General features: G+C 61.1%; 26 protein-coding genes. 9 read left to right on the forward strand and 17 right to left on the reverse strand.

Annotated elements, in window-relative coordinates:
* Nucleotides 1-7: 7 nt before the first annotated feature.
* Nucleotides 8-625 (reverse strand): lipoprotein insertase outer membrane protein LolB, encoded by a 618-nt coding sequence (lolB, locus tag CPH89_RS14115; protein WP_053254260.1) that lies wholly within the window; start codon nucleotides 623-625, stop codon nucleotides 8-10.
* 4 nt (nucleotides 626-629) lie between these two features.
* On the reverse strand, nucleotides 630-2,354 hold the full coding sequence (locus tag CPH89_RS14120; RefSeq protein WP_053254261.1) for a tetratricopeptide repeat protein: 1,725 nt from the start codon (nucleotides 2,352-2,354) through the stop codon (nucleotides 630-632).
* Nucleotides 2,355-2,536: 182 nt separating this feature from the next.
* Between CPH89_RS14120 and hemA the strand changes: the two genes are divergently transcribed.
* From hemA to CPH89_RS14150, 6 genes are all read left to right on the forward strand, one after another.
* Complete coding sequence (gene hemA, locus CPH89_RS14125) at nucleotides 2,537-3,826, forward strand: glutamyl-tRNA reductase (protein WP_053254262.1); 1,290 nt, start codon at nucleotides 2,537-2,539, stop codon at nucleotides 3,824-3,826.
* The gene (prfA, locus tag CPH89_RS14130; RefSeq protein WP_053254263.1) at nucleotides 3,823-4,905 is read left to right on the forward strand and encodes a peptide chain release factor 1; all 1,083 of its coding nucleotides are present in this window, start codon (nucleotides 3,823-3,825) and stop codon (nucleotides 4,903-4,905) included. The genes hemA and prfA overlap by 4 nt, the downstream gene beginning before the upstream one ends.
* Nucleotides 4,906-5,736, forward strand: a complete 831-nt coding sequence (prmC, locus tag CPH89_RS14135) for a peptide chain release factor N(5)-glutamine methyltransferase (RefSeq protein ID WP_053254264.1) — start codon at nucleotides 4,906-4,908, stop codon at nucleotides 5,734-5,736.
* Entirely contained in the window at nucleotides 5,730-6,485 is a 756-nt protein-coding gene (locus CPH89_RS14140) for a molybdopterin-synthase adenylyltransferase MoeB (protein WP_053254265.1), read from the forward strand. The genes prmC and CPH89_RS14140 overlap by 7 nt, the downstream gene beginning before the upstream one ends.
* On the forward strand, nucleotides 6,478-7,272 hold the full coding sequence (murI, locus tag CPH89_RS14145) for a glutamate racemase (RefSeq protein ID WP_053254266.1): 795 nt from the start codon (nucleotides 6,478-6,480) through the stop codon (nucleotides 7,270-7,272). Before CPH89_RS14140 ends, murI begins: the two co-directional genes overlap by 8 nt.
* Nucleotides 7,273-7,383: 111 nt before the next feature.
* Nucleotides 7,384-7,902 carry an acyloxyacyl hydrolase gene (locus CPH89_RS14150; RefSeq protein WP_053254267.1) on the forward strand — a complete coding sequence of 173 codons (519 nt, stop codon included), beginning with the start codon at nucleotides 7,384-7,386 and terminating at the stop codon, nucleotides 7,900-7,902.
* Between the two features lie 136 nt (nucleotides 7,903-8,038).
* Here the strand turns inward: CPH89_RS14150 and CPH89_RS14155 are convergent, their stop codons facing one another.
* The 12 genes from CPH89_RS14155 to CPH89_RS14210 all read right to left on the reverse strand — a co-directional run bounded on the left by CPH89_RS14155 (nucleotide 8,039) and on the right by CPH89_RS14210 (nucleotide 18,048).
* On the reverse strand, nucleotides 8,039-8,344 hold the full coding sequence (locus CPH89_RS14155; RefSeq protein ID WP_016977069.1) for a YkgJ family cysteine cluster protein: 306 nt from the start codon (nucleotides 8,342-8,344) through the stop codon (nucleotides 8,039-8,041).
* A gap of 54 nt (nucleotides 8,345-8,398) precedes the next feature.
* Nucleotides 8,399-8,890, reverse strand: a complete 492-nt coding sequence (locus CPH89_RS14160; protein WP_053254268.1) for a DUF2878 domain-containing protein — start codon at nucleotides 8,888-8,890, stop codon at nucleotides 8,399-8,401.
* Nucleotides 8,883-10,154 carry an SAM-dependent methyltransferase gene (locus tag CPH89_RS14165; protein ID WP_053254269.1) on the reverse strand — a complete coding sequence of 424 codons (1,272 nt, stop codon included), beginning with the start codon at nucleotides 10,152-10,154 and terminating at the stop codon, nucleotides 8,883-8,885. Before CPH89_RS14165 ends, CPH89_RS14160 begins: the two co-directional genes overlap by 8 nt.
* Nucleotides 10,141-10,950 (reverse strand): DUF1365 domain-containing protein, encoded by an 810-nt coding sequence (locus tag CPH89_RS14170; RefSeq protein ID WP_053254270.1) that lies wholly within the window; start codon nucleotides 10,948-10,950, stop codon nucleotides 10,141-10,143. Before CPH89_RS14170 ends, CPH89_RS14165 begins: the two co-directional genes overlap by 14 nt.
* A complete protein-coding gene (locus CPH89_RS14175) occupies nucleotides 10,947-12,194 on the reverse strand; it encodes an NAD(P)/FAD-dependent oxidoreductase (RefSeq protein ID WP_053254271.1) in 1,248 nt (415 codons plus the stop codon). Before CPH89_RS14175 ends, CPH89_RS14170 begins: the two co-directional genes overlap by 4 nt.
* Nucleotides 12,191-12,973: an SDR family NAD(P)-dependent oxidoreductase gene (locus CPH89_RS14180; protein WP_053254272.1), complete on the reverse strand. Its 783-nt coding sequence runs from the start codon at nucleotides 12,971-12,973 to the stop codon at nucleotides 12,191-12,193. The genes CPH89_RS14175 and CPH89_RS14180 overlap by 4 nt, the downstream gene beginning before the upstream one ends.
* Nucleotides 12,970-13,392, reverse strand: a complete 423-nt coding sequence (locus CPH89_RS14185) for a nuclear transport factor 2 family protein (protein WP_053254273.1) — start codon at nucleotides 13,390-13,392, stop codon at nucleotides 12,970-12,972. The genes CPH89_RS14180 and CPH89_RS14185 overlap by 4 nt, the downstream gene beginning before the upstream one ends.
* Nucleotides 13,385-14,830, reverse strand: a complete 1,446-nt coding sequence (phrB, locus tag CPH89_RS14190) for a deoxyribodipyrimidine photo-lyase (RefSeq protein ID WP_053254274.1) — start codon at nucleotides 14,828-14,830, stop codon at nucleotides 13,385-13,387. Before phrB ends, CPH89_RS14185 begins: the two co-directional genes overlap by 8 nt.
* On the reverse strand, nucleotides 14,831-15,760 hold the full coding sequence (locus CPH89_RS14195) for a MerR family transcriptional regulator (RefSeq protein ID WP_053254275.1): 930 nt from the start codon (nucleotides 15,758-15,760) through the stop codon (nucleotides 14,831-14,833).
* A gap of 17 nt (nucleotides 15,761-15,777) precedes the next feature.
* Complete coding sequence (locus CPH89_RS14200) at nucleotides 15,778-16,737, reverse strand: YbgA family protein (protein WP_053254276.1); 960 nt, start codon at nucleotides 16,735-16,737, stop codon at nucleotides 15,778-15,780.
* 112 nt (nucleotides 16,738-16,849) lie between these two features.
* Nucleotides 16,850-17,065: a TIGR02450 family Trp-rich protein gene (locus CPH89_RS14205; protein WP_053254277.1), complete on the reverse strand. Its 216-nt coding sequence runs from the start codon at nucleotides 17,063-17,065 to the stop codon at nucleotides 16,850-16,852.
* Entirely contained in the window at nucleotides 17,062-18,048 is a 987-nt protein-coding gene (locus tag CPH89_RS14210; RefSeq protein ID WP_053254278.1) for an NAD(P)/FAD-dependent oxidoreductase, read from the reverse strand. Before CPH89_RS14210 ends, CPH89_RS14205 begins: the two co-directional genes overlap by 4 nt.
* Nucleotides 18,049-18,258: 210 nt before the next feature.
* On the opposite strand from CPH89_RS14210, the gene CPH89_RS14215 reads away from it, so the two are divergent.
* Nucleotides 18,259-19,158, forward strand: coding sequence for a TIGR01777 family oxidoreductase (locus CPH89_RS14215; RefSeq protein WP_053254279.1), 900 nt, complete (start codon nucleotides 18,259-18,261; stop codon nucleotides 19,156-19,158).
* Between the two features lie 14 nt (nucleotides 19,159-19,172).
* Nucleotides 19,173-20,198, forward strand: coding sequence for a ferrochelatase (hemH, locus tag CPH89_RS14220; RefSeq protein ID WP_053254280.1), 1,026 nt, complete (start codon nucleotides 19,173-19,175; stop codon nucleotides 20,196-20,198).
* A gap of 72 nt (nucleotides 20,199-20,270) precedes the next feature.
* Here the strand turns inward: hemH and CPH89_RS14225 are convergent, their stop codons facing one another.
* The 3 genes from CPH89_RS14225 to algW all read right to left on the reverse strand — a co-directional run bounded on the left by CPH89_RS14225 (nucleotide 20,271) and on the right by algW (nucleotide 24,362).
* A complete protein-coding gene (locus tag CPH89_RS14225) occupies nucleotides 20,271-20,990 on the reverse strand; it encodes a DUF4198 domain-containing protein (RefSeq protein ID WP_053254281.1) in 720 nt (239 codons plus the stop codon).
* Nucleotides 20,991-21,002: 12 nt separating this feature from the next.
* Nucleotides 21,003-23,099: a TonB-dependent siderophore receptor gene (locus CPH89_RS14230; RefSeq protein WP_053254282.1), complete on the reverse strand. Its 2,097-nt coding sequence runs from the start codon at nucleotides 23,097-23,099 to the stop codon at nucleotides 21,003-21,005.
* Between the two features lie 108 nt (nucleotides 23,100-23,207).
* Nucleotides 23,208-24,362 carry a Do family serine endopeptidase AlgW gene (gene algW / locus CPH89_RS14235; RefSeq protein ID WP_053254283.1) on the reverse strand — a complete coding sequence of 385 codons (1,155 nt, stop codon included), beginning with the start codon at nucleotides 24,360-24,362 and terminating at the stop codon, nucleotides 23,208-23,210.
* 102 nt (nucleotides 24,363-24,464) lie between these two features.
* On the opposite strand from algW, the gene CPH89_RS14240 reads away from it, so the two are divergent.
* The gene (locus tag CPH89_RS14240) at nucleotides 24,465-25,223 is read left to right on the forward strand and encodes a Nif3-like dinuclear metal center hexameric protein (protein ID WP_053254284.1); all 759 of its coding nucleotides are present in this window, start codon (nucleotides 24,465-24,467) and stop codon (nucleotides 25,221-25,223) included.
* Nucleotides 25,224-25,226: the final 3 nt, after the last annotated feature.

A 25,226-nucleotide genomic window follows, 5' to 3' on the forward strand; every position in this document is an offset into this window, starting at 1 on the left:
GGTCACGTTATTGCCCCAGCTTGCGCGGTTGCCATTCCTTGATCACCAGCGTGACGTCAAGGTCGGTGCCATGCAGTTTGATGCGCTCGGGCAGCCAGTAGGCGCCCTGTTGCACGTAGCTGAGGTATTCAACCTGCCAGCCATCCTGCTCCAGCGTGGCCAGGCGACTGTCGCCGTTGAGGCTCAGCCGGCTCTTGCTGTCCGGTGCGGGCAACCCGCGCACCCACCAGACCAGATGGGACACCGGCAATTTCCAGCCCATCTGTTCTTCCAGCAAGGCTTCCGGCGTGGTCGCTTCATAGCGCCCCTGGTTCGCGACTTCAAGGCTCACTTGCCCGGGTCGACCGGTCAGGCGCGCCGCGCCTCGGCCAAGCGGCCCTGACAGGCGAATGTCGTAATAGTCCTGGCGCTGCAGCCAGAACAATGTGCCGCTGCCGGAATCTTTCGGCGCGCGAACCCCGACCTTGCCATCGATCTGCCAGCCGTCGATGCTGCTGAGCTGCTCTTTGTGCTGTTTCCATTGCGCCGGGTTGCCCTGGCCTTCAACGGATTCACGGCTGCCTATGCCCGCGCAACCGGCGAGCAGGGCGATAAAACTGAAAACAATAACGTGGCGCAAAAACATAAGTTTAAAGGGTCTCGGATCCGGTCAGGCGCTTGATGGTGCCGCGCAGGATGGGGCTTTCGGGTTGTTCCTTGAGGAATTTTTCCCAGATTTGTCGTGCTTCGCGCTGTTTGCCATTGGCCCAGAGCACTTCGCCCAAATGGGCGGCGACTTCCTGATCGGGGAAGCGCTCGAGTGCCTGGCGCAACAAGCGCTCGGCCTCGTCCAGGTTGCCCAGCCGGTAATTGACCCAGCCCAGGCTGTCGAGCACGGCAGGGTCTTCCGGGTTGAGCTTATGGGCTTGCTCGATCAGCACCTTGGCTTCGGCGTACCGCGTCGTACGGTCAGACAGGGTGTAACCCAGGGCGTTCAGCGCCATGGCGTTGTCCGGATCGCGCTTGATGATCAGGCGCAGGTCTTTCTCCATTTGCGCCAGGTCATTGCGTTTTTCCGCCTGCATGGCGCGGGTGTACAACAGGTTCAAGTCGTCCGGGTATTGCAGCAACGCTTGTTGCAGCAACTTCCAGGCGCGTTCGCCCTGTTTGTTGGCTGACAAGGTTTCGGCCTGGATCAGGTACAACTGAATGGCGTAGTCAGGTTCGGCGTCGCGTGCTGCCGCCAGGCGTTTTTCCGCCTCGTCGGTGCGGCCGTTGCTCATCAGAATGTCGGCCTGGCGCAGTTGGGCCGGCAGATAGTCATTGCCGGGGCCGACCTGGGCGTATTCGAGCAGGGCTGCCTGCGGGTCGTTGCGCTCTTCAGCGATACGGCCGAGGTTGAGATGCGCGGAGTCGACATGGCTTTCGCGCTGGATCAGTTCCTCAAGGTAACCCTTGGCCTCGTCCCAGGCCTTGGCTTCCAGGCATACCAGTGCCAGCGAGTAGCGCAATTCATCGTCGTCCGGGTATTGCTGGACCAGGTTGGCGAACTGCACTTTGGCGTCCTCCATACGGTCCTGCTCAACCAGCATGCGCGCATACGTCAGGCGCAGGCGCTTGTCGTCCGGGTACTTTTTGATGCTTTTTTCCAGCAGCGGAATCGCTTCCTTGCCGCGATTGAGGTTCTGCAGCAGGCGTGCGCGCAGCAAAATCGGGGCGATCTCGCCGTCTTCCGGCGGGTTCTGCTCCAGCAGCTTCAGCGCGGCGTCGGCTTCGTCATCCTGTTGCAGCAGCAACGCCTTGCCGAAAATCAGCTGGCTGTTCTTCGGATGCTTTTGCAGCAGGCGGTCAAAACTCTTCATCAGGCCATTGCGGGTGTCCTGGTCGGTGTCGGCCGCCGACAGCGCGAGAAAGTCGAAATGCGTGTCGCCCTTGCCCTGCAGGACTTTCTCCATATAGACCATGGAGTCGTCGTAACGCCCGGCGCGCGCCAGTTGCACAGCGGCTGCGCGTTGCGCTTCCAGATCCTGCGGTGCGTTTTTCGCCCAGATCAGCGACGTGTCCAGCGCGGCCTGGTCAGCACCCAGGTATTCGGCGATGCGAAATGCACGCTCCGAAATGCCGGGGTCCTGGGTATTGATGGCCTGGGTCACGTAGTTATCCAGGGCAATGTCGAAACGATTGCGCTGGCCGGCGAGTTCCGCCGTCAGCAAGCTGTAGATCGTTTCTTCACTGAACGAGGAATAAACCTTGGGCTTTTCAGGGGCGGGGGTGCTGTCTTCCACCGGCGGCGTACCGTCCGGCGACACGGGGGCCAAGGCCTGGCAGCCGCTGAGGAAGACAAAAGCAAGGAGCAACGCGGAAGATCTATTCATATAGGAAGAGGACGACTAACCTGCGGTCGGATCATCATGACACAAGCCTTCGGCCAAACATAACCGAGTCTCAGTGGGTGCCTTTATAGACACAAGGCATTAGGACAATAGCCTACGGTGGTTGTTCTGAATCATTCGAAGTAGGACAATTGTCGGCTTCCCGACATCATCAGCGATATTGAATGGCCTTCCTTGCACTCGGTATTAACCACAAGACTGCTTCTGTAGACGTGCGCGAGCGCGTGGCGTTTACGCCCGAGCAGTTGGTTGAGGCCTTGCAGCAGCTCTGCCGGCTCACCGACAGCCGCGAAGCTGCGATCCTTTCGACCTGCAATCGCAGTGAGCTTTATATAGAGCAGGAACATCTTTCAGCGGATGTGGTGCTGCGCTGGCTGGCTGATTATCACCATTTGGACCTCGACGACCTGCGCGCCAGCGCGTATGTGCACGAAGAGGATGCGGCAGTTCGTCACATGATGCGCGTTGCCTCAGGGCTCGACTCGCTGGTGTTGGGCGAACCGCAGATCCTTGGCCAGATGAAATCTGCCTACGCCGTGGCCCGCGAGGCCGGAACCGTGGGCCCGCTGTTGGGCCGTCTGTTCCAGGCCACGTTCAATTCGGCCAAGCAAGTGCGCACCGACACCGCCATCGGTGAAAACCCGGTGTCCGTGGCGTTTGCCGCTGTCAGCCTGGCCAAACAGATTTTCAGCGACTTGCAGCGCAGCCAGGCGCTGCTGATCGGTGCCGGTGAAACCATTACTTTGGTCGCCCGCCACCTGCATGACCTCGGTGTGAAGCGTATTGTGGTGGCCAACCGCACCCTGGAGCGTGCCAGCATCCTCGCCGAACAGTTCGGTGCGCATGCCGTGCTGCTCTCGGACATCCCGGCCGAACTGGTGCGCAGCGATATCGTCATCAGCTCCACCGCCAGTCAGTTGCCGATCCTTGGCAAAGGCGCGGTCGAGAGTGCGTTGAAGTTGCGCAAGCACAAGCCGATTTTCATGGTGGATATTGCCGTTCCCCGCGATATCGAGCCAGAAGTCGGCGAGTTGGACGACGTTTACCTCTATAGCGTCGACGATTTGCACGAAGTGGTCGCCGAAAACCTCAAGAGTCGCCAGGGCGCTGCCCAGGCCGCCGAGGAAATGGTCAGCACCGGCGCCGAAGACTTCATGGTGCGCCTGCGTGAACTGGCGGCAGTGGACGTGCTCAAGGCTTATCGTCAGCAAGGTGAACGCCTGCGTGATGAGGAATTGGTCAAGGCCCAGCGTTTGCTGGCCAACGGCAGCAGCGCCGAAGAGGTGCTGATGCAATTGGCGCGTGGCTTGACCAACAAGTTGCTCCACGCCCCCAGCGTTCAGTTGAAAAAGCTTACTGCCGAAGGCCGCCTCGATGCGCTGGCCATGGCCCAGGAACTCTTTGCCCTCGGTGAGGGCGCGTCAGATAGCTCTTCGGATAAAAAACCGCAATGAAAGCGTCACTGCTCAATAAACTGGACGTGCTCCAGGACCGTTTCGAAGAACTGACCGCCTTGCTCGGCGATGGCGAGGTCATCTCCGATCAGACCAAGTTCCGCGCCTATTCCAAGGAATACGCCGAAGTTGAGCCGATTGTGGCCACCTACAAAAACCTCATGAAGGTGCAAGGCGACCTCGAAGGCGCCCAGGCGCTGCTCAAGGACAGCGACCCGGACATGCGCGAAATGGCCGTGGAAGAAGTCCGTGAAGCCAAGGACAAACTGGCCGAGCTGGAAGGTGATCTGCAGCGCATGCTGTTGCCCAAGGACCCCAACGACGGGCGCAACGTGTTCCTCGAAATCCGCGCCGGCACCGGTGGCGACGAGGCGGCGATTTTCTCCGGCGACCTGTTCCGTATGTACTCGCGCTACGCCGAACGCCGTGGCTGGCGCGTCGAGATTCTGTCCGAGAACGAAGGCGAGCACGGCGGCTATAAAGAAGTGATCGCCCGAGTCGAAGGCGACAACGTCTACGGCAAATTAAAATTCGAATCCGGCGCGCACCGTGTGCAGCGGGTTCCGGCGACCGAATCCCAGGGCCGTATCCACACCTCGGCGTGCACCGTGGCCGTGTTGCCTGAGCCGGACGAGCAGGAAGCCATCGAGATCAACCCGGCGGACTTGCGCGTCGACACGTACCGCTCTTCGGGCGCCGGTGGTCAGCACGTCAACAAAACCGACTCGGCAATCCGAATTACTCACTTGCCGTCGGGCATCGTGGTGGAGTGCCAGGAAGAACGTTCCCAGCACAAGAACCGTGCGCGGGCCATGTCCTGGCTGTCGGCCAAGCTCAACGACCAGCAGACCAGCGCCGCTGCCAACGCAATTGCCAGCGAGCGTAAGTTGCTGGTGGGTTCGGGCGACCGCTCCGAGCGTATTCGGACCTACAACTTTGCCCAGGGCCGGGTCACCGACCACCGGGTCAACCTCACCCTTTATTCCCTCGACGAGATTCTCGCCGGTGGCGTTGATGCGGTGATCGAGCCCTTGCTCGCCGAATACCAGGCCGATCAATTGGCGGCGATAGGTGAATAAATGACCATCATTGCCAGCCTTCTGCGCGCCGCCGACCTGCCAGACTCGCCCACCGCGCGCCTGGATGTGGAATTGTTGCTGGCCGCCGCCCTGGGCAAGTCGCGCAGCTACCTGCACACCTGGCCGGAAAAGATCGTCAGCAGCGAAGATGCGCTGACCTTTGCCGACTACCTGCAACGTCGCCGTAGCGGTGAGCCGGTGGCGTATATCCTCGGCCAGCAAGGCTTCTGGAAGCTGGACCTGGAGGTGGCGCCTCATACGCTGATCCCGCGTCCGGACACCGAGCTGCTGGTGGAAGCCGCGTTGGAACTGTTGCCTGCCAACCCCTCCAGGGTGCTCGACCTGGGCACCGGCAGCGGCGCCATCGCCCTGGCCCTGGCCAGCGAACGCCCGGCCTGGCAGGTCACGGCGGTAGACCGCGTGCTGGAAGCCGTGGCCCTGGCCGAGCGCAATCGCCAGCGCCTGCACCTGAAGAACACCACGGTGTTGAACAGTCATTGGTTCAGCGCTCTGCAAGGCCAAACCTTCGACCTGATCATCAGCAACCCGCCGTACATTGCCGATAACGATCCCCATCTGGTGGCCGGTGACGTGCGTTTTGAGCCCGCCAGTGCCCTGGTGGCCGGCCCTGATGGCCTGGACGATTTGCGCTTGATCATCGCCCAATCCCCGGTCCACCTGAACGCCGGTGGTTGGTTGTTGCTTGAGCATGGCTATGATCAAGCGCCTGCCGTGCGTGACTTGTTACTGGGTGAAGGCTTTGAAAACGTACACAGCCGTATCGACCTCGGCGGCCACGAACGCATCACACTGGGGCGTCGCCTGTGCTGAGCGATCAGGAGCTGTTGCGCTATAGCCGACAGATTCTGTTGCAACATGTCGACATCGAAGGCCAGTTGCGCCTGAAAAATGCCCGCGCGCTGATCGTCGGCCTTGGTGGGTTGGGCGCGCCAGTCGCGCTGTATCTGGCCGCCGCCGGCGTGGGCGAGTTGCACCTGGCGGACTTCGACACCGTCGACCTGACCAACCTGCAACGCCAGATCATTCACGACACGGACAGCGTTGGGCAGACCAAGGTCGATTCGGCCATGCGTCGTCTCACGGCGCTCAACCCAGGCGTCAAACTGCTCGCCCATCGCACCGCGCTGGATGCCGATTCACTGGCGGCGGCGGTGGGCGCCGTTGATGTGGTACTCGACTGCAGCGACAACTTCTCGACCCGCGAAGCCGTCAACGCCGCCTGTGTCGCTGCCGGCAAGCCATTGATCAGCGGCGCGGCGATTCGCCTGGAGGGGCAATTGTCGGTGTTCGACCCGCGTCGCGCCGAAAGCCCCTGTTACCACTGTTTATACGGGCACGGCAGCGACACTGAACTGACCTGCAGCGAGGCCGGCGTCGTCGGCCCATTGGTGGGCCTGGTCGGCAGCCTGCAAGCACTGGAAGCCTTGAAGTTGCTGGCCGGCTTCGGCGAGCCGTTGGTGGGGCGGCTGTTGCTGATTGATGCCCTGACCACACGTTTTCGCGAGTTGCGCGTCAAGCGCGACCCGGGTTGCAGCGTGTGTGGGGCACACCATGGTTAAGGACGCGCCAATCGGTGTGTTCGATTCCGGCGTCGGCGGCCTGTCGGTGCTGGATGAAATCCAGCAGTTGCTGCCCCATGAGTCGCTGCTGTACGTGGCTGACGGCGGGAATATCCCGTATGGCGAAAAATCTCCGGCGTTCATTCTTGAGCGCTCCCGTATTGTCGCGAAGTTTTTCCGCGAACAGGGCGCCAAAGCCTTTGTGATTGCCTGTAATACCGCCACTGTCGCCGCCGTGGCCGATTTGCGCCAGGACTATCCCGACTGGCCGCTGGTGGGTATGGAGCCTGCGGTCAAGCCGGCGGCTGCCGCCACTCGCAGTGGTGTGGTCGGTGTACTCGCCACCACCGGCACCCTGCAAAGCGCCAAATTCGCCGCCTTGCTCGACCGTTTTGCCACCGATGTGCGGGTCATCACCCAACCGTGCCCGGGCCTGGTGGAGTTGATCGAAACCGGTGACCTCAAGAGTGCCGCCCTGCGCCAGATGTTGCAGGGCTATGTCGAGCCGTTGCTCAGCGCCGGTTGCGACACCATCATTCTCGGCTGCACCCATTACCCCTTCCTCAAGCCACTCCTGGCGCAGATGCTTCCCCCGAGCATCATTCTGATCGACACCGGTGCCGCCGTGGCCCGGCAGCTCAAGCGGCTGCTGGGGGAGCGTGACCTCCTGGCGTGTGCAAACCCTGAACCTGCACAGTTCTGGACCAGCGGCGACGTTGATCACCTAAGAAATATCCTACCGACACTATGGAAATCTCCTGGAGTTGTGCGTAATTTTGGCTGGTGAAAAATTCGTGAAAAATCGGGGTTAGACGCTGAACTTCTGACACCACGCCAGCTTCTATAGCGAGTTAGCCTGTACAAAACCATACAACTTTGTTCTCAAGGACTGTTTCTTATGAAGCGCTTGTTCTGTTTGGCTGCGATTGCGGCCGTGGTGGTAGGACACTCGGTTTCGGCCCAGGCGGCTGGCCTGGAATTGGGTGTGGGGAGCACCAGTGATTCGACCATGACCTATCGGCTTGGGCTGACGTCGGAGTGGGATAAAAGCTGGTGGCAGAGCGATACTGGCCGCCTGACTGGCTATTGGAGCGGCGCCTACACGTATTGGGATGGCGACAAGCGCGCGAGTGTCAGCAGCCTGTCTTTCTCGCCGGTGTTTGTGTACGAGTTTGCCGGCCAGTCGGTCAAACCCTATATCGAGGCGGGGATCGGCGTAGCCGTGTTCTCACGTACGCGGGTCGAAGACAACAACATCGGCCAGGCCTTTCAGTTCGAAGACCGCCTGGGCTTTGGTTTGCGCTTTGCCGGTGGGCATGAGGTGGGCATCCGCGCCACGCACTATTCCAACGCGGGTATCAGCAGCAATAACGACGGGGTAGAGAGCTACTCGCTGCACTACACGTTGCCGTTGTAATCCTGAGAACACCGCTCAAACCAAATGTGGGAGCTGGCTTGCCTGCGATGCAGGCGCCTCGGTCTATGCGTTGCACCGAGGTGATGCGATCGCGGGCCGGCCCAGCTCCCAGAGTCGATTGGCGCCACATCCAGGTTCAGCGGTAAGCCGTCGCAATCCCTTCGCGCTCGGTCAAACACTCCGGCGCGCCCATCTCGAACTCCCGACAGATCAGCGGCCGTCGCTCGTAAATCGTGCACATCATCGTGTCCCGATCCAGCGCCGCGCACCAGCCGTCGTCCAGGCGCAGCATCACTTCGCCGCCCCAATCGTCGGTATCGATATAACGCTCCGGCACGCCCGTGTCGGTGATCAGCATGACTTCCAGCTGGCAGCAACAGGCCGCGCACGTCGAGCAGGTGACGGCGGGTTCGGTGATTTGAGTGTGCGGGATGTTAGTCATAGGCGCGCAGTGTAAGGCAAGCGCGTCAACGGCGTGTGATTGCTCAGACGGACGTCAGTGCCCAAGTTGCCGTGCGATCCAATGCATCACGGGGAACAGGATTGCCCAGAGCAGGCCCAGGCCGAGCATGGTCGGCACAGTGCCGTAGCCGAAACTCACCCCGGCCAATTGGCTGCCGGCGTAATAAGACAACGGCCCGCCCACCGCACCTAATAAGCTGGCGCGCCACCAGGGCTGCGCGCTCCAGGCCAGGCAATGGCGCAGTGTGGTCGCCAGTAAGGCCCACAGCAATACCAGCCAAAAAGGTATCAGCGGCCCCGGAAAGCTGAAATGGAAGACGCCAAAGTTGCGCAGCGACGTGTCGATGACAGTGCCCAGCAGGGTCACGGCGAGGATCATTTGCCCCTCCGCAGACCACGCGCTTATCCACAGCAGGTGGATGGCCAGCACTGCGCCCGCGACCAGCAACCAACGGCTGTCACCGCCCAGCACGCAGGCAAACCAGCCGCACTGGAACAGCACGGCATTCGCCAGCCGTTTAAGCATTGAAACGCCCGAGCAAAGGCGGGTTGATCGCCGCCGGCTTGGCCAGCAGCAACTGCGCGGTACCGATTGTTCGCTCCATGAATCCGCCTTCGCAGTAGCACAAATAGAATTCCCACAAGCGCAGGAAGTATTCATCGTAGCCCAACTCTGTGAGGCGGCCATGGGCGCGACGAAAGTTCTCATGCCACAGGCGTAAGGTTTTCGCGTAGTGCAGGCCGAAGTCCTCCATGTGCAGCAGGTTCATGTCGGTGTCGCGGCTGACGATGTGCAACATGTTCTGCACACAGGGCAGGGCGCCACCGGGGAAAATATAGCGCTGGATGAAGTCGACGCTGTTCTTGGCCTGCTCGAAGCGCTGTTCACGAATAGTGATGGCTTGCAGCAGCATCAATCCGTCGCGCTTGAGCAAGTGCGCGCACTGTTTGAAGTAGGTCGGCAGGAAGCGATGGCCCACTGCTTCGATCATCTCGATGGAGACCAGCTTGTCATACTGGCCGGTCAGGTCGCGGTAGTCCTGCAATAACAGGGTCACCTGGTCCTTGAGCCCCAAGGCCGCGATGCGTTTTTCGGTGTAGGCAAACTGTTCTTTGGACAAGGTTGTGGTGGTGACTTTGCAGCCATAGTGCTGCGCCGCGTACAACGCCATGCTGCCCCAACCGGTACCGATTTCCAGCAAATGGTCAGTGGGTTTGAGCGCAAGCTTCTGGCAGATGCGTTCCAGCTTGTTCAGTTGCGCCTGTTCCAGGCTGTCGTCGGGGCTTAGGAATTGCGCGGCCGAATACATCATGGTCGGGTCGAGGAATTCTTCGAACAGGTCGTTGCCCAGGTCGTAGTGGGCGGCGATGTTTTTCTGTGAGCCCTTGCGTGTATTGCGGTTGAGCCAGTGCAGGCCTTGGGTGAACGGCCGTGCCAGGCGCGCCAGCCCACCTTCCATGGCGTCGAGCACCTCCAGGTTGCTCACCATCACGCGCACCACCGAGGTCAGGTCCGGCGTGGTCCAGTAACCGTGGATAAACGCCTCGCCGGCGCCTATCGAACCGTTGGCCGCCACCAGCCCCCATACCGCTGAATCGACGATCTGGATTTCCCCCAGCAGGTGCGCTTCGCGTGCGCCGAACACTTGGCGTTCGCCGTCCTCGATCACCACCAACTGGCCGTGGCGCAGTTGGCTGAGTTGGCGCAGCACAGCCTTGCGCAGCAGTGCGCTGGTCATGCCGTTGACGTTCAGGCGGTTGGTTTTGACCGATAAGCTAGGGGATTTCATGGCGGCGATCCTTGGTATACCCGACTGCGGTGCGAGAGGCGCCATCGGCGGCCTGATGGGAAAAAATCGGTGTTCGTTTGAGCAACAAGCGCATGGCCTGCCAGTAAATGGCGAGGCAGGTTTTGGCGGTCATCCACGGGAAGCGCCGCAGGTAGCGATGCAGGCTGGCGCGGTTAAGTGCTTCTTTGTGCAGGCTCAACGTGGCGTCGAAGACCTTCAAATCGCCCTGCCAATCGGCCATGTGCACGCCGAGTTTGGCGGCGGGTGGGCTGAAGCTCATGCGGTATTCCAGGTCGCGCGGCAAAAACGGCGAGACATGGAAGGCCTTGGCCACGGCGAAGTGCTGATGCTCATCCGCGCCGAGCGCCTGGGCCGGCAGCACGTAGTGATAGCGCTCGCGCCATGGGGTGTTGGTCACTTCACACAGGATCGCGGCCAGTCGGCCATCGGCCTCGAAACAGTAGAAGAAACTCACCGGGTTAAAAGCCAGGCCCCAACTGCGGGCCTGGGTCAGCAGGCAGATAACGCCCTGAGGTGTACGCCCCAGGGCCTTGCCGACTTCCTGGCGCACGGCATCGCTCAAGCTCATGCCGTGGCGGGTAAACTCACGCAGATAATCCTGCTGGCGAAAGCCGAAGGGCGCCAGCCAGCCGGTGCCGGCCAGCGGTGACAAACCGAGCACTTCGTCTTGTTCGCTTAAGTCCAGGTACAGCAGGCCGATGCGGTAGCGGAAGGCGTGGGCCTTGGGCGCAAACCGGCGATGGGCGATCCAGCCGCTGTACAGGGCGCTGTTCACAGGGTTTCTCCAAAGGCCTGGGCCACACGCAATGCGCTGACCACGCCGTCCTCGTGGAAACCATTGGCCCAGTAGGCACCGCAATAAAACGTATGGCGCGCGCCGTGCAATTCTTCCCAGCGCCCTTGGGCGTCCACAGCGGCGAGGCTGTATTGCGGGTGGGCGTAGGTGTAGCGCGCGAGGATTTTCAGCGGGTTGATCATCGGCGTCTGGTTCAGGCTGACGCAGAAGGTGGTGGCGCTGTCGATACCTTGCAGGATGTTCATGTCGTAGGTAACGGCGGCCTGTGTCTGCGCATCGCCGCTCAGCCGATAATTCCAGCTGGCCCAGGCCAGTTTGCGGTCCGGCAGCAGGCGTGTGTCGGTGTGCAGCACCACGTCATTGTCGGCATAGGGCAATGCGCCGAGGATCTCTTGTTCGGCCTGGCTCGGGTCGGCCAGCATGGCCAGGGCCTGATCGCTGTGACAGGCGAACACCACACGATCAAATGTTTCGCTGCCGGCAGGGCTGTGGATAACCACGCCGTCATCGGTGCGTTCTACTTTATGCACAGGACAATTGAGGCGGATCTGCTCGCGAAAACTGCGGGTCAGCGGCTCGATGTAGCTGCTGGAGCCGCCTTCGATCACGCACCACTGTGGGCGGTTGCTGATCGACAGCAAGCCGTGGTTCTTAAAGAACCGGACAAAGAATTGCAGCGGAAACCCCAGCATGTCAGCCAGGGACATCGACCAGATCGCCGCGCCCATCGGCACGATGTAATGCCGGATAAACCGTGGGCCGTAACCGCCGGCTTCAAGGTAGTCGCCGAGGGTCATCTGCGCGCTGATGCGTTGCTCTTGCAGGTCCAGCGGGGCCTGGCGGTTGAAGCGCAAAATGTCGCGCAACATGCCCCAGAACCCGGGCGACAGAATATTGCGCCGCTGGGCAAACAGGCTGTTGAGGTTGTTGCCGTTGTACTCGAACCCGGCATGCTGGTCACACACCGAAAAGCTCATCTCGGTGGGTTTGAACTTCACGCCGATCTGCTCAAGCAGGCGGATGAAGTTGGGGTAGGTCCAGTCGTTGAACACGATAAAGCCGGTGTCCACCGCATAGCGTTGGCCCTCGACGGTGACGTCGACCGTGTGGGTATGCCCGCCGATGCGCTCGCCCGCTTCGAACAGGGTGATGTCATGGCGACGGCTGAGCAGGTAGGCGCTGGTCAGCCCGGCGATACCGCTGCCGATAATGGCGATCTTCACAGTTTGTCCTTCTGCGGCGGAGGGCTGCGCAGCATGCGTTTGCCGATCATCAGCTGAACGCGGTTGGGCAGCTTCGACAGCGGCCACAGGGTGGCGATAAACAGGGCCGGAAAGGCGATTTCCAGCGGGCGTTTGCCCAGCTTGGCAACGATATGTTTCGCGGCCTTGTCGGCGGACCAGCTCAACGGCATCGGGAAATCGTTGCGTTCGGTCAATGGCGTGTCGACGAAGCCCGGGCTGATCACCGTGACGTCGATGTTCTCGGTCGACAGGCTGATGCGCAGCGATTCGAACAAGTAGCGCAGCCCGGCTTTGGACGCCCCATAGGCTTCGGCGCGTGGCATCGGCAGGTACGTCACAGCGCTGGCCACGCCCACCAGGTGCGGTGATTGCCCGACGCGTAACAGTGGCAGCGCGGCTTCGATGCAATAAGCGCTCGCCAGCAGGTTGGTGCGTACCACGTGCTCGACGATGGAGGCGTCAAACTGCCGGGCGTCCACGTATTCACAGGTGCCGGCATTGAGGATCACCGTGTCCACTGAGCCCCAGACCACGCTGATGTGCTCGCCGATCTCGCGCACGGTCTGGCTGTTGGTCAGGTCGCCGGCCACCACCAGCACTTGCCCCGGATAACGTTGGGCGAGTGCTTCCAGCGGGCCTTTTGTGCGCGAGCTGAGGGCTACGTGGGCGCCGCTGTTGAGCAACTCCACGGCCAGTGAGGCACCGATGCCACTGCTGGCGCCGGTCAGCCAATATCGGCGGGGCGGTGTCAGGCTCATCCCATTCTCCTTTTCAGCCAACGCACTGCGGGGCCGAGTATTGGCAGGTGTTCATAGAGCAAGGCACCGGCATCGAAATAGTCACGATGGCGGTAGACCTTGTCGCGCCACATCAGGTGCGAGCAGCCTTCCACGCGTATCACCTCTGCGCGCTTCAGCCGTGGGTGGCTAAAACTCATTTTCCAGCGCAAATAGCCTTCGCCTTCGGCCACCTGGTCGAAGCCGTGAAAGTCGAAACGCAGCTGGCTGACATTGCTGTACAGCTCGGCGAAGTAGCGGTGCAGCGCGGGCAAGCCCTGCACTTCATGCAACGGGTCGGTAAAGGTGATGTCTTTGGCGTACAGGCCGTCGAGCAGGTGCAGGTTGTGCTTGTCCAGCGTCGCGAAGGCCTGGGCGAAGCGCGGCAGGAAGTCACTCATGTAAACCTCCGACGGCTTCGCGCGACGGCAGGCTGCGGAATGCGGCCAAGGCCCGTTCACGGGATTTCTTCAGGTCGACAATCGCGCGCGGGTAGTGCGCCACACCGAACAGGCCGCCGACGGCCTCAGGGTTGTGCACGTCCTTTTTATTCAGCGCGGCCAGTTCGGGCAGCCAGTGCTTGATGAACACGCCTTCACTGTCGAATTTTTCGGACTGGCTCAGCGGGCTGAAAATTCGGAAATAGGGCGCCGAGTCGGTGCCGGTGGATGAGCTCCACTGCCAGCCGCCGTTGTTGGCCGCCAGGTCGCCGTCGATCAGGTGGCGCATGAAAAAACGCTCGCCCTCGCGCCAGTCGATCAGCAGGTTCTTGGTCAGGAACATCGCTACGACCATGCGCAGGCGGTTGTGCATCCAGCCGGTTTCCAGCAATTGGCGCATGGCCGCGTCGATGATTGGCAGGCCGGTGCGCGCTTCCTGCCAGGCGGCGAGGTCTTCGGGCGCGTTGCGCCAGGCCACCGCTTCGGTTTCGGGGCGGAAGGCGCGGTGGCGCGAGACCCGTGGGTAGCCGACCAGGATATGTTTGTAGAACTCGCGCCAGAGCAGCTCGTTGATCCAGGTGATCGTGCCAACATCGCCACTTTCGAACTCGCCCTGGTTGGTCTGCAAGGCGGCATGCAGGCACTGTCGCGGCGAAACCACACCGGCAGCGAGGTAGGCGGAGAGTTGGCTGGTGCCGGGTTTGGCCGGGAAGTCGCGTTCGTCCTTGTAGTAGCTGATCTGTTGATCGGCAAAAGCGTCGAGGCGGCGCTTGGCTTCGTCTTCACCGGCGGGCCAGAGCGCGCGCAAGGTTTCGCTCGGCGGCTGGAACCCTTCCACCTGTGTGGGCACGGGGTCGCTTGTCAGGTGTGTTTTTGCCTGGGCTTTAGGCGTTGCGACCACGGGCGGCAGGGCGCTGTGCAGGCGGCTGTAGCAGACTTTGCGGAACTGGCTGAAAACCTGGAAGTAGGTGCCGGTTTTGGTCAACACGCTGCCGGGTTGGAAAAACAACTGGTCCAGATAACGGTGGAACGTCACGCCGTCGGTTTCCAGGGTTTGGGCGACGGCGGCATCGCGGCGGCTCTCGTGGATGCCGTATTCCTCGTTGACGTGCACCGACTCAATCGACAGTTCCCGGCACAGCGTGCTCAGCACGGCGGGGGCCTGGTCCCAGGTCGCGGCAGTGCGGATCAGCAAGGGAATGTTCAATGCGCCGAGCGCCCGGCTCAGGTGCTGCAGGTTGCGCAGCCAGAAGTCGACTTTGCACGGCGCATCATCGTGGGCCAGCCATTGTTCGGGGCTGATCAGGTACACGGCAACGACCGGGCCTCGCTGGCTTGCGGCGGCCAGGGCAGTGTTGTCGTTCAGGCGCAGGTCGGTGCGCAGCCAGATCAAATGCATTTAAAGAAGTCCACGCTGGATCAGTATCTGATGGGCCGACAACGGGTCCTCGGCCACGAACAATTCAGGGGTGTCACGGGTTAATACGGCTAACTCGGCCTGGTGGATGCATACCGTTGGTCCGGCAACCAAGGTTGGGCAACTGACGCCGCCCAGTAGTTTCACGAGTGAAGGCAGGTGCAGGGCCTTGCTCGAATACAGCAGCACGGCACGCGGTTGCAGGTGTTCCACGGCCAGTGCCAATTCACCCACCGGCAAAGGCCAGTCGAACACTTCCACTGGGCAATCGGCGCTGCTGGCGAGCCACGCGCTGAGCCACAGGTGCGGCTCCAGGGGCAGGTCGGAATGGTTGACCAACAGCAGTGGGGCGCCTTGCAGTTGGCGGTTGTTGTGGTAGATCCGCGCACCGAATTTGCTGCGTAGCCATGACAGGAAAAACACCCGCTCCATCTGCGCGCCGAATTGGCCCTGCCAGCGTTGTTCGAGTTCCTGCAGCAGCGGCAGCATCAATTGCTCACACAAGGTGCGTGGCGGGTAGAGCGCCATGGCCTGGTTGACCGCGTCATCGACCCGGCGCTCGGCCAAATCGCTGATCGCGGCTACCAGGTTCTGGCGCAACGCCTGCCATTCGTTTTCGACGGTGTCCGGGATGACTTGGGCGGAGTCGATAAGGTTTTTAACCTGGCTCACCGGTACGCCGCGGTTGAGCCAAGTGAGGATGGTGTGTATGCGTTGCACGTGTTCGGCGCTGAACAGCCGATGACCTTTGGGTGTGCGCTGGGGCACGATCAACCCGTAGCGGCGTTCCCAGGCGCGCAGGGTCACGGCGTTGACGCCGGTCTGGCGCGCCACTTCACGAATCGGCAGCCAGCCGTTCTGGAGGGCCTGGGCGATGTCTTCGCCAGGTTCGTCTTGCAGGGCAGCTTTCATGAGGTGCCTTTCATGGGTTAGATCGCATTACGCAGGCTGAGGTTTTCCGGGTGCGGTTGCAGGTAGGCCTGCTGCGCGATGTAGCGATCCGGGTGTTGGCGAAAGTGGTGTTTGAGCAGGGTAAGGGGCACCACCAGCGGCACGATGCCGTGGCGGTATTGGCCGATGACGGTTTGCATTTCCTGCTTGTCGTCGGCGCTGATGGCCTGCTTGAGGTAGCCGCTGATGTGCTGCAACACGTTGGTGTGAGTGCCACGGGTGGCGCATTTTTTCAGGCCGGTCATCAGTTCGCTGAAGTAACCGGCGGCCAACGCGTCAAGGTCGATGCCTTTGCCCATGCTGCCCAGCAGGTGGCCGAGGCTTTTGTAATGCGCCGGGCTGTGGGCCATCAACAGGTATTTGTAGCGCGAGTGAAAAGCCAGCAGGCGGTGACGGGTGAGGCCTTCGGCCAGCAACTGTTGCCAACTGGCATAGACGAACACGCGGGTCAGGAAGTTTTCCCGCAGCACCGGGTCATTCAGCCGACCGTCTTCTTCCACTGGCAGGTTGGGGTGGCGTGCACAAAATGCCTGGGCGTAAATGCCACGCCCGCCGCCCTCTGCCGGCGTGCCGTTGTCGCGGTAGACCTTGACCCGTTCCAGGCCGCACGAGGGCGATTTCTGCATGAAGATGTAGCCGCACAGGTCGGTATGTTCCGACGCCATTTGCTGGCCGTAATCGTCCAGTGGCTGCGTTACATTGAGCTCACGGTGCACCGTGCCGACGGCTTGCGGGTGGGCAGGGTCGCCCACCAGGCGGATCGGTTCGCGGGGGATACCCAGGCCGATCGCGACTTCGGGGCACAGCGGCACAAACTCGAAGTAGTCGGCCAGGGTTTGGCTGCACAGCAGGGATTGTTTGTGTCCGCCGTTGAAGCGCACGTTCTCGCCTAATAGGCAGGCGCTGATGGCGATCTTCGGTTTTCCAGTGCTGGACATGTTCAAACCTCTCCGAGATTCCTATACAGGCTGTTAAGCCTGTACAACTGAATCTCATCATAGGTTTGATGCTGTACAAGTCAAATATTTTGTACAAGTATTTGCGAGCAGGCTATTTCCAGCCGATTCGCCAATCTTCAGCATTTTGCAGGGTTTGCCAGGCCAGGCGTTGCGTACGCTGGGTCATGACCGCTTGCAGTTCGATGTCGAGCACGGTGCCTTCTTCGTCACGAAACAGCTCGGTGACCAAGAAGTGTTTCTCTTTGTTACGTGGATGCGCTGCTGTCCACTTCGACAGCAGCAATTTGGCTGGGTTGATGCGGTTCATTGCGAATGCTCAATCAAACGTCGCGCAGCTTCCTGACCGCTCAGCCACGCCCCCTCGACCCGGCCGGACAGGCACCAGTCGCCGCACACATACAAGCCCAGGTCGGCATCGGCGAGTACCCCGAATTCGTGGCTGCTGGATGGGCGTGCGTAGAGCCAGCGATGGGCGAGGCTGAAGGACGGTGCGGGCATGGCGCTGTGCAGTAATTCGGCGAAGGCGCCGTGCAGGTGTTCGATCACCGCTTCCTTGGGCAGGTCCAGATGCGCCCTGCTCCAGGCGCTGGTGGCGTGCAGTACCCACGTGTCGAGGGTGGTGTCGCGCCCAGGTTTACTGCGGTTGCGCGCCAGCCAGTCGAGGGGGCTGTCTTGCACGAAGCAGCCTTCCATCGGTGTGTCCAACGGTTTGTCGAAGGCCAGGGCAATCGCCCAGGTCGGGTCCATCTTCACCCCGGCGGCAGCGCTCGCCAGCTTGGGTGCAGCGGCCAGCAGCGCTGTGGCTTGGGGGGCCGGCGTGGCGATGACCACATGGCTGAACGGGCCGTGATTGCCGCCGTCGGCGTCCAGCAGGTTCCAATGGTGTTTGCCTTGGAACACTTCGGTGATGCGGCAACCGAATTCCACCGGCAAGTCGTCGAGCAGCGCACGGGTGATGGCGCTCATGCGCGGCGTGCCGACCCAGCGAATCTGTTCATCGGGGGAGGGCGTGAGTTGGCCGGATTTGAAGTTGTACAGCTGCGGTTTCCACTGCTCAGCCCAGCCGTTGCTTTGCCAGCGTTGCACCTCGTTGACGAAGCGCCGGTCGCGGGCGGTGAAATATTGTGCGCCCATGTCCAACGCGCCGGCATCGCTGCGTTTACTGGACATGCGGCCGCCACTGCCACGGCTTTTATCGAAGAGTTGTACAGCGTGCCCCGCGTCTCTTAACGCTCGGGCGGCGGAGAGACCGGCGATGCCGGTGCCGATGATCGCGATGGGAACAGTCATGGGAGGCCTCGTTTTACCGTTGGGTACAGACTACGCCGACACCAATAGCTGTACAATATTGTTTTTTGGTATAAGTTTTGGCGTACCTGTTTGTGTGGCGTGACCTATGGTTAAAGCTGAGGCTTAAACCGCGTAACGCCCATTTACATAAAGTCCCTGCTTATAAAATAGACTAGCGATGGGCGGCAAACGTTACATGAGGAGGAACCCATGCATATTTTGCTGACCGGCGGTACTGGTTTGATTGGTCGCCAACTCTGCCAGCACTGGCTTGCCCAAGGGCATCGCCTGACTGTTTGGAGCCGTGAACCGGACACCGTCGCCAAGTGGTGCGGTGATGAGGTGTTGGGTGTCGGCCGCCTGGAAGACGTGATAGGTGCCGTGGATGCGGTGGTCAACCTGGCCGGCGCGCCCATTGCTGATCGTCCGTGGACCAAAAAGCGCAAGGCCCTGTTGTGGAGCAGTCGCATCAGTCTCACTGAAACGTTGCTGGCGTGGATGGAAGGCCTGGCGCAAAAGCCGGCGGTGCTGATTTCCGGTTCTGCCGTGGGGTGGTATGGCGACGGTGGCGAGCGCGAATTGACCGAAGCCAGCGGCCCGGTGCTGGACGACTTCCCCAGCCAGCTGTGCATCGCCTGGGAAGAAACCGCGTTGCGCGCCGAATCCTTGGGCGTGCGCGTGGTGCTGGTGCGCACCGGCCTGGTGTTGGCGGCGCAGGGCGGCTTTTTGTCACGGCTGCTGCTGCCGTTCAAGCTGGCGCTGGGCGGGCCGATCGGCGATGGTCGGCAGTGGATGCCGTGGGTTCATATCAAAGATCAAATCGCCCTGATTGATTTTCTTCTGCACAAGGGTGACGCCAGCGGTCCTTATAATGCCTGCGCGCCGCACCCGGTGCGTAATCGTGAGTTCGCCAAGGCCCTGGGCCAGGTGTTGCACCGCCCGGCGTTCATGCCGATGCCGGCGTTTGCATTGAAGCTCGGGCTGGGCGAGCTGTCCGGGTTATTGCTGGGCGGGCAGAAAGCCGTTCCCGAGCGGCTGCTGGCTGCCGGTTTCACTTTTCAGTTCACTGAGTTGCACGCGGCCCTGGAAGACTTGTCCAGCCGCCTCTAGAGATAGGATGTTGCATGACGGATCACGCGTTGTTACTGGTCAACCTGGGTTCACCGGCGTCCACTTCGGTGGCCGATGTGCGCAGCTACCTCAATCAATTCCTGATGGACCCTTATGTGATCGACCTGCCGTGGCCGGTACGGCGCTTGCTGGTGTCGCTGATCCTGATCAAGCGTCCCGAGCAGTCCGCGCACGCTTATGCCTCGATCTGGTGGGACGAGGGCTCGCCGCTGGTGGTATTGAGCCGTCGCCTGCAGCAGCAAATGACGGCGCAGTGGACCCACGGCCCGGTGGAACTGGCGATGCGTTACGGCGAGCCGTCCCTTGAAACAACGTTGACGCGCCTGGCCGCTCAGGGCATCGAGAAAGTCACCCTGGCGCCGCTGTACCCGCAGTTTGCCGACAGCACCGTAACCACGGTGATTGAAGAGGCCAAACGGGTCGTGCGCGACAAAAAGCTCAAGGTGCAGTTCTCGATCCTGCAACCGTTCTACGATCAGCCGGAATACCTCGACGCCTTGGTCGCGAGTGTCCGGCCGTATGTGGAGCAGGATTACGATCATTTACTGCTGAGTTTTCACGGCCTGCCCGAGCGTCACCTGACAAAACTCGACCCGACCGGCGGGCATTGCTTCAAAGATGCCGATTGCTGCAAGAACGCCTCGCCCGAGGTGCTTGCGACCTGCTACCGTGCGCAATGCTTCAGCGTCGCGCGGGACTTTGCCGCGCGCATGGGGCTGCCGGAAGGCAAGTGGTCGGTGGCCTTCCAGTCGCGCCTTGGCCGGGCGAAGTGGATCGAACCCTACACCGAAGCCCGCCTGGAAGCACTGGCCCAGCAAGGCGTGAAAAAGTTGCTGGTGATGTGCCCGGCGTTTGTAGCGGACTGCATTGAGACGCTGGAAGAGATTGGTGATCGCGGCCTGGAGCAGTTCCGCGAAGCGGGAGGCGAGGAGTTGGTGTTGGTGCCATGCCTCAATGATGACCCGCAATGGGCCTCGGCGCTCAATACACTCTGTGAAAGAGCGCCGTTGGCACTGTAATCAGATTGTCGAAACGCTAGAAATCAAATGTGGGAGTCGGGCAAGCCCGGCTCCCACATGGGTGTGTAGTGTTTACTCGTGGTGGGGTTCGCCGAGGAAGGTCAGCGAGGTGAACAACCCGCGTGTCGCCACATCGGCATTGTCTTTGAGCGGCAGCTCCACCTGCGCGGCAATCACATTCAACCCTTCATTACGCACCAGCACTTGAGCCCGACCGTCTTTGTCGGTCTCGGTGCTCAGGGTGTTCGGCGCATTGCGATAGTCGCCTACCAGCTTGATCCCCGCCGCCGGCTTGCCATCCAGCAGCACCCGCACCGGCAATGACTTGCCCGGCCCTACCGTCAATGGATCAACTTCCGGCAGGATCAACAGCTTGATCTGATCCAGCTTCGGCAACTTCGCTCCCGGCTGGTAAATCGCCAGGCTGTACTTGAAGGTCTGGGTCGATGCAATTGCCCCCGGCACTTTGCTGCGGCCCTGGTTGATCCACCGCTTGTCAGCCGTCTGCGACCACATTCCGTTATCCAATGCGACGGCTAGAACGGCGGGCGATTTGAGCGGCTGCAGGCGCGCATGGTCGGCCAGGCGTTCCACGGTCACCGGGATCATCTTGCCGCTGACGTCGTAGGCCCAGGCACCGCTGATTTTCTGCGCCTTGAAGGCGTTGTCTTCGGCGCCATGGCCGTAGATGACTTCGATATTGCCGCGTCGTTGTTCGGTCCACAGGCCGTGGGCCGAGACCTGGCTGGCAAACAACAGGCCGAGTACGGCCAGGGATTTGAAGGCTTGCATGGAGACGTCCTTTTACAGGTTGAGGGTCAGGCTGACGGTGACGTTGCGCGGCTCGCCGGGGGTGACCCAGTAATTGCTGTAGGAGCGCTCGTAGTACTTTTCGTCGAATAGGTTATTGAGGTTCAGGCCCACGGTGACGTTGTCACTGGCCTTGTAATGGGCGAGCAGGTCGACGGTGTGGTAGGCGGGCAGTTTGAAATGACTCCCTGCCTCGCCGGAGCGGTCGCCGACATAGGTGAATGCCGCGCCCACGTCTGAGCCGCGCAATGCACCCTCCTGGAATTCATACACACCCAACAGACTGCCGCTGCGTTTGGCCACGCCGAGAATTCGGCTGCCAGTGGGGATGGCTTTGTCGCCCTTGGTCACTTCGGCGTCGATGTAGGCAAAGGCGCCGATGAGTCGGATGGCGTCAGTCACTTGCCCGGTCAGTTGCAGGTCGAAACCCTGGCTGCGGGCCTTGCCCATAGCGCGGTTAACGTCGGTGGTCGGGTCGAGTGCGAGGACGTTTTCCTTTTCGATATGGAACGCGGCGAGGGTAGCACTCAGGCGGTCATCGAACAGCTCGCTCTTGATGCCGACTTCATAACCCAGACCTTCTTCTGGCTTGAAGGATTGGCCGCCGGCATCCAGGCCATTGTTCGGTTTGAACGAGGTTGAGGCGTTGGCGAATACACCGATTTGCGGTGTCAGTTGGTACAGCAATCCGGCGCGCTGGGTCAGGGCATTGTGGGTTTGCCGGCTCTTGGCAGCGTGCCGGGTGAAGTCGTCGGTGCTTTGTTCGAAGTGCTCAAGGCGCACGCCAACCATGCCGCGCAGGCGGTCGGTGAACACGATCTGGTCTTGCAGGTTCAGCGCCTGGCTCTTCACCTGTTCGAAGAAGTCGGTGCCGGAGCGTGCGCCGTCGGGTTTGGGTTGGCCATAGATCGGCTTATAGATATCGATGGGGTAGAGGCTGCCGCCGATAGCCGTCACGCGTTCCTTCTTGCGGTAGTCCTCGTATTCGGTGCCGATCAGCAGTTCATGCTGCCAACTGCCGATGTCGAAAAGACCGCGCAGTTCCAGCTGGGTAATGCTGTCGTGCCACCCGGTGGAGCGTTCGCGGTAGCGGCGGTTGACGGTGTGCCCGTCAGCGTTCAGCGCGCGGCTTTCCGAGGCATCACCCCACAGGCTGCCTTGTTTGTAGTGGCTGGCGAGGCGCAGTTTCCAGGCGTCGTTGAGGTGATGTTCCAGGGTGGCTTGCAGGCGGTTGTTGTGGTTGCGGATGTTGCCGTCGTTGGGTTCGCCGAGGAAGGTCGAGCGGGACATGCCGTGGTCGGCGACAATACCTCGGTCGAAGGTAGAGCTGTGGCGCACGAATTCGCTTTCCACCAGCAGGCTGGTATCCGGGTCCAACTGCCAACTGAAAGAGGGCGCGACGAACACGCGCCTGGCGTCGACGTGATCGCGGAAGCTGTGCTTGTCTTCCACGGCCAGGTTTACGCGCGACAGCACACGGCCTTCGCTGTCCAGCGGGGTGTTTACATCCACTGCCGTGCGATAACGGTCCCAACTGCCGGCGCTGGTTTGCAGCGTGGTGAAGGCTTGCGGCTGCGGTTTCTTGGTGACGATATTCACGGTGCCGCCTGGATCGCCGCGGCCATACAGGCTGGCGGCGGGGCCTTTGAGTACTTCAATGCGTTCGATATTGGCCGCATCCGGCGTGCTCGGGTAGCCGCGGTTGGCGCTGAAACCGTCCTGATAGAACTCTGACGTGGTGAAGCCGCGTACGCTGTATTCGTAGAGCGTCAGGCCGCCGAAGTTATTTTGCTTGGACACGCCACCGGCGAATTCCAGGGCACGTTCCACATGGGTGCTGCCCAGGTCTTTGAGCACCGTCGCGGGAATCACGCTGATCGATTGTGGGATGTCGCGAAGGGCCGTGTCAGTTTTGGTCGCGCTGGCGGAGCGAGTGGCACGATAGCCTGTGACGGGGCTGGTGGCGGATTCATAGTCGTCACTGGTGACGCTGATGGTGTCCAGTTCAATGGTGTTGTCTTCGGCATAAGCGGGGTCGAGCAACAAACCCAAGGCCAGGCCCGCCATGGGGGCAAATCTTCGAGACGGCATGATAGAGCGTTCCAATGTCTATATTGAAACAATATAACATGCCTAATGAGAACGGATTTCTTTTGAAATATTAAGTTACAGGAGCCCGCGAGCGGGCTCCCAACCCCGTTATTCCTCTTCTTTCACCGGCGCAGGCGGTGGGCGCAAGCCGATTTCCGCCAGCAGCTTGAGCTCTTTGCCGTTGCGCATCACCTGGATCGCCACCTTGTCGGTTGGCTTGATCCGCGCCACCTGGTTCATCGACTTGCGGCCGTCACCGGCGGGTTCGCCGTCAATGCTCAGGATGACATCGCCCAATTGCAGGCCGGCTTTCTGCGCCGGACCGTCGCGGAAGATCCCGGCAACCACGATGCCCGGACGCCCGGTCAAACCAAACGACTCGGCCAACTCCTTGGTCAACGGCTGCACTTCGATCCCCAGCCAGCCGCGAATCACCTGGCCGTGCTCGATGATCGACTTCATCACTTCCATTGCCAGCTTCACCGGGATCGCAAAACCGATGCCTTGGGAGCCACCCGATTTCGAGAAGATCGCGGTGTTGATGCCGGTCAGGTTGCCATTGGCATCCACCAGCGCGCCGCCGGAGTTGCCCGGATTGATGGCCGCGTCGGTCTGGATAAAGTCTTCGTAGCTGTTAAGCCCCAACTGGTTACGCCCGGTGGCGCTGATGATGCCCATGGTGACGGTCTGGCCGACACCAAACGGGTTGCCGATGGCCAGGGCCACATCGCCCACGCGCAGCCCTTCAGAGCGGCCGATAGTGATCGAAGGCAGGCTTTTGAGGTCGATCTTCAGCACCGCAAGGTCGGTTTCCGGGTCGCTGCCGACCACGCGGGCCAGGGTTTCGCGGCCGTCGCGCAGGGCCACGACAATCTGGTCGGCGCCGGTGGTCACGTGGTTGTTGGTGAGGATGTAGCCTTCCGGGCTCATGATCACGCCGGAGCCGAGGCTGGATTCCATACGGCGTTGCTTGGGCCCGTTGTCACCGAAGTAGCGACGAAATTGCGGGTCTTCAAACAACGGGTGCGGGGGCTTGTTGATGACCTTGGTGGTGTACAGGTTGACCACGGCGGGCGCGGCGATGACGACCGCGTCTGCGTAGGTCACCGGGCCTTGCACCACCGAATTGCTTTGCGGGGCCTGTTGCAGGTTCACATCAAGGCTGGGTAAGCCCACCCACTGGGGATAACGCTGAATAATCAGCATCGCGATCAGCACGCCAGCCAACAATGGCCATCCAAAAAAACGCAGTGCCTTGAGCATCAAGTAAGTCCTGACAGGTTGCAGGGGGCGGGAGAGCGCCCATAATGTCGCGCATTATACGAGGCTGTGAGCGCCTCGGAACGGGATATTTAGGAGTCTTTTATGGCCGTGCCCCTTAGCACCCTGGTCGAGGAAGCGGACCGCTATCTCGGCAGCGCAAAAATTGCCGATTATTGCCCCAATGGCCTGCAGGTCGAGGGTCGCCCGCAGGTGATGCGCATCGTCAGCGGCGTGACCGCAAGCCAAGCCCTGTTGGACGCCGCCGTCGAAGCCAAGGCCGACTTGGTACTGGTGCACCACGGTTATTTCTGGAAAGGCGAAAACCCGTGCATTACCGGCATGAAGCAGCGCCGCCTGAAAACCCTGCTCAAGCATGACATCAGCCTGTTGGCCTATCACCTGCCGCTGGATCTGCACGCGGACGTTGGTAATAACGTGCAACTGGCCCGCCACCTGGACATCACCGTCGAAGGCCCGCTGGACCCTGGCAACCCGAAAGTCGTCGGCCTGGTCGGCTCGCTGGCCGAACCCTTGTCACCCCGCGACTTCGCCCGTCGCGTGCAAGACGTGATGGGGCGCGAGCCGCTGCTGATCGAAGGCAGCGAAATGATCCGCCGTGTCGGCTGGTGCACCGGTGGTGGCCAGGGCTATATCGACCAGGCGATCGCCGCCGGTGTCGATCTGTACCTGAGCGGCGAAGCGTCCGAGCAAACGTTCCACAGTGCGCGGGAAAACGACATCAGCTTTATTGCTGCTGGCCATCACGCCACCGAACGCTATGGCGTACAGGCGTTGGGTGATTACCTGGCGCGACGGTTTGCGCTGGAACACCTGTTCATCGATTGCCCCAATCCGATCTAAGGA

The sequence above is a fragment of the Pseudomonas fluorescens genome (assembly GCF_900215245.1).
GTDB lineage: Bacteria > Pseudomonadota > Gammaproteobacteria > Pseudomonadales > Pseudomonadaceae > Aquipseudomonas > Aquipseudomonas fluorescens.

Coding starts and splice junctions, on each gene's coding strand:
- CPH89_RS14230 (WP_053254282.1), bottom strand. CDS start 23,099: ATGCCGTCTCGAAGATTTGCCCCCATGGCGGGCCTGGCCTTGGGTTTG.
- CPH89_RS14160 (WP_053254268.1), bottom strand. CDS start 8,890: ATGCTTAAACGGCTGGCGAATGCCGTGCTGTTCCAGTGCGGCTGGTTT.
- prfA (WP_053254263.1), top strand. CDS start 3,823: ATGAAAGCGTCACTGCTCAATAAACTGGACGTGCTCCAGGACCGTTTC.
- CPH89_RS14225 (WP_053254281.1), bottom strand. CDS start 20,990: ATGCAAGCCTTCAAATCCCTGGCCGTACTCGGCCTGTTGTTTGCCAGC.
- CPH89_RS14185 (WP_053254273.1), bottom strand. CDS start 13,392: ATGAGTGACTTCCTGCCGCGCTTCGCCCAGGCCTTCGCGACGCTGGAC.
- prmC (WP_053254264.1), top strand. CDS start 4,906: ATGACCATCATTGCCAGCCTTCTGCGCGCCGCCGACCTGCCAGACTCG.
- CPH89_RS14205 (WP_053254277.1), bottom strand. CDS start 17,065: ATGAACCGCATCAACCCAGCCAAATTGCTGCTGTCGAAGTGGACAGCA.
- lolB (WP_053254260.1), bottom strand. CDS start 625: ATGTTTTTGCGCCACGTTATTGTTTTCAGTTTTATCGCCCTGCTCGCC.
- murI (WP_053254266.1), top strand. CDS start 6,478: ATGGTTAAGGACGCGCCAATCGGTGTGTTCGATTCCGGCGTCGGCGGC.
- CPH89_RS14195 (WP_053254275.1), bottom strand. CDS start 15,760: ATGAAAGCTGCCCTGCAAGACGAACCTGGCGAAGACATCGCCCAGGCC.
- phrB (WP_053254274.1), bottom strand. CDS start 14,830: ATGCATTTGATCTGGCTGCGCACCGACCTGCGCCTGAACGACAACACT.
- CPH89_RS14150 (WP_053254267.1), top strand. CDS start 7,384: ATGAAGCGCTTGTTCTGTTTGGCTGCGATTGCGGCCGTGGTGGTAGGA.
- CPH89_RS14165 (WP_053254269.1), bottom strand. CDS start 10,154: ATGAAATCCCCTAGCTTATCGGTCAAAACCAACCGCCTGAACGTCAAC.
- CPH89_RS14215 (WP_053254279.1), top strand. CDS start 18,259: ATGCATATTTTGCTGACCGGCGGTACTGGTTTGATTGGTCGCCAACTC.
- CPH89_RS14210 (WP_053254278.1), bottom strand. CDS start 18,048: ATGACTGTTCCCATCGCGATCATCGGCACCGGCATCGCCGGTCTCTCC.
- CPH89_RS14180 (WP_053254272.1), bottom strand. CDS start 12,973: ATGAGCCTGACACCGCCCCGCCGATATTGGCTGACCGGCGCCAGCAGT.
- hemH (WP_053254280.1), top strand. CDS start 19,173: ATGACGGATCACGCGTTGTTACTGGTCAACCTGGGTTCACCGGCGTCC.
- CPH89_RS14240 (WP_053254284.1), top strand. CDS start 24,465: ATGGCCGTGCCCCTTAGCACCCTGGTCGAGGAAGCGGACCGCTATCTC.
- CPH89_RS14200 (WP_053254276.1), bottom strand. CDS start 16,737: ATGTCCAGCACTGGAAAACCGAAGATCGCCATCAGCGCCTGCCTATTA.
- CPH89_RS14155 (WP_016977069.1), bottom strand. CDS start 8,344: ATGACTAACATCCCGCACACTCAAATCACCGAACCCGCCGTCACCTGC.
- hemA (WP_053254262.1), top strand. CDS start 2,537: ATGGCCTTCCTTGCACTCGGTATTAACCACAAGACTGCTTCTGTAGAC.
- CPH89_RS14120 (WP_053254261.1), bottom strand. CDS start 2,354: ATGAATAGATCTTCCGCGTTGCTCCTTGCTTTTGTCTTCCTCAGCGGC.
- algW (WP_053254283.1), bottom strand. CDS start 24,362: ATGCTCAAGGCACTGCGTTTTTTTGGATGGCCATTGTTGGCTGGCGTG.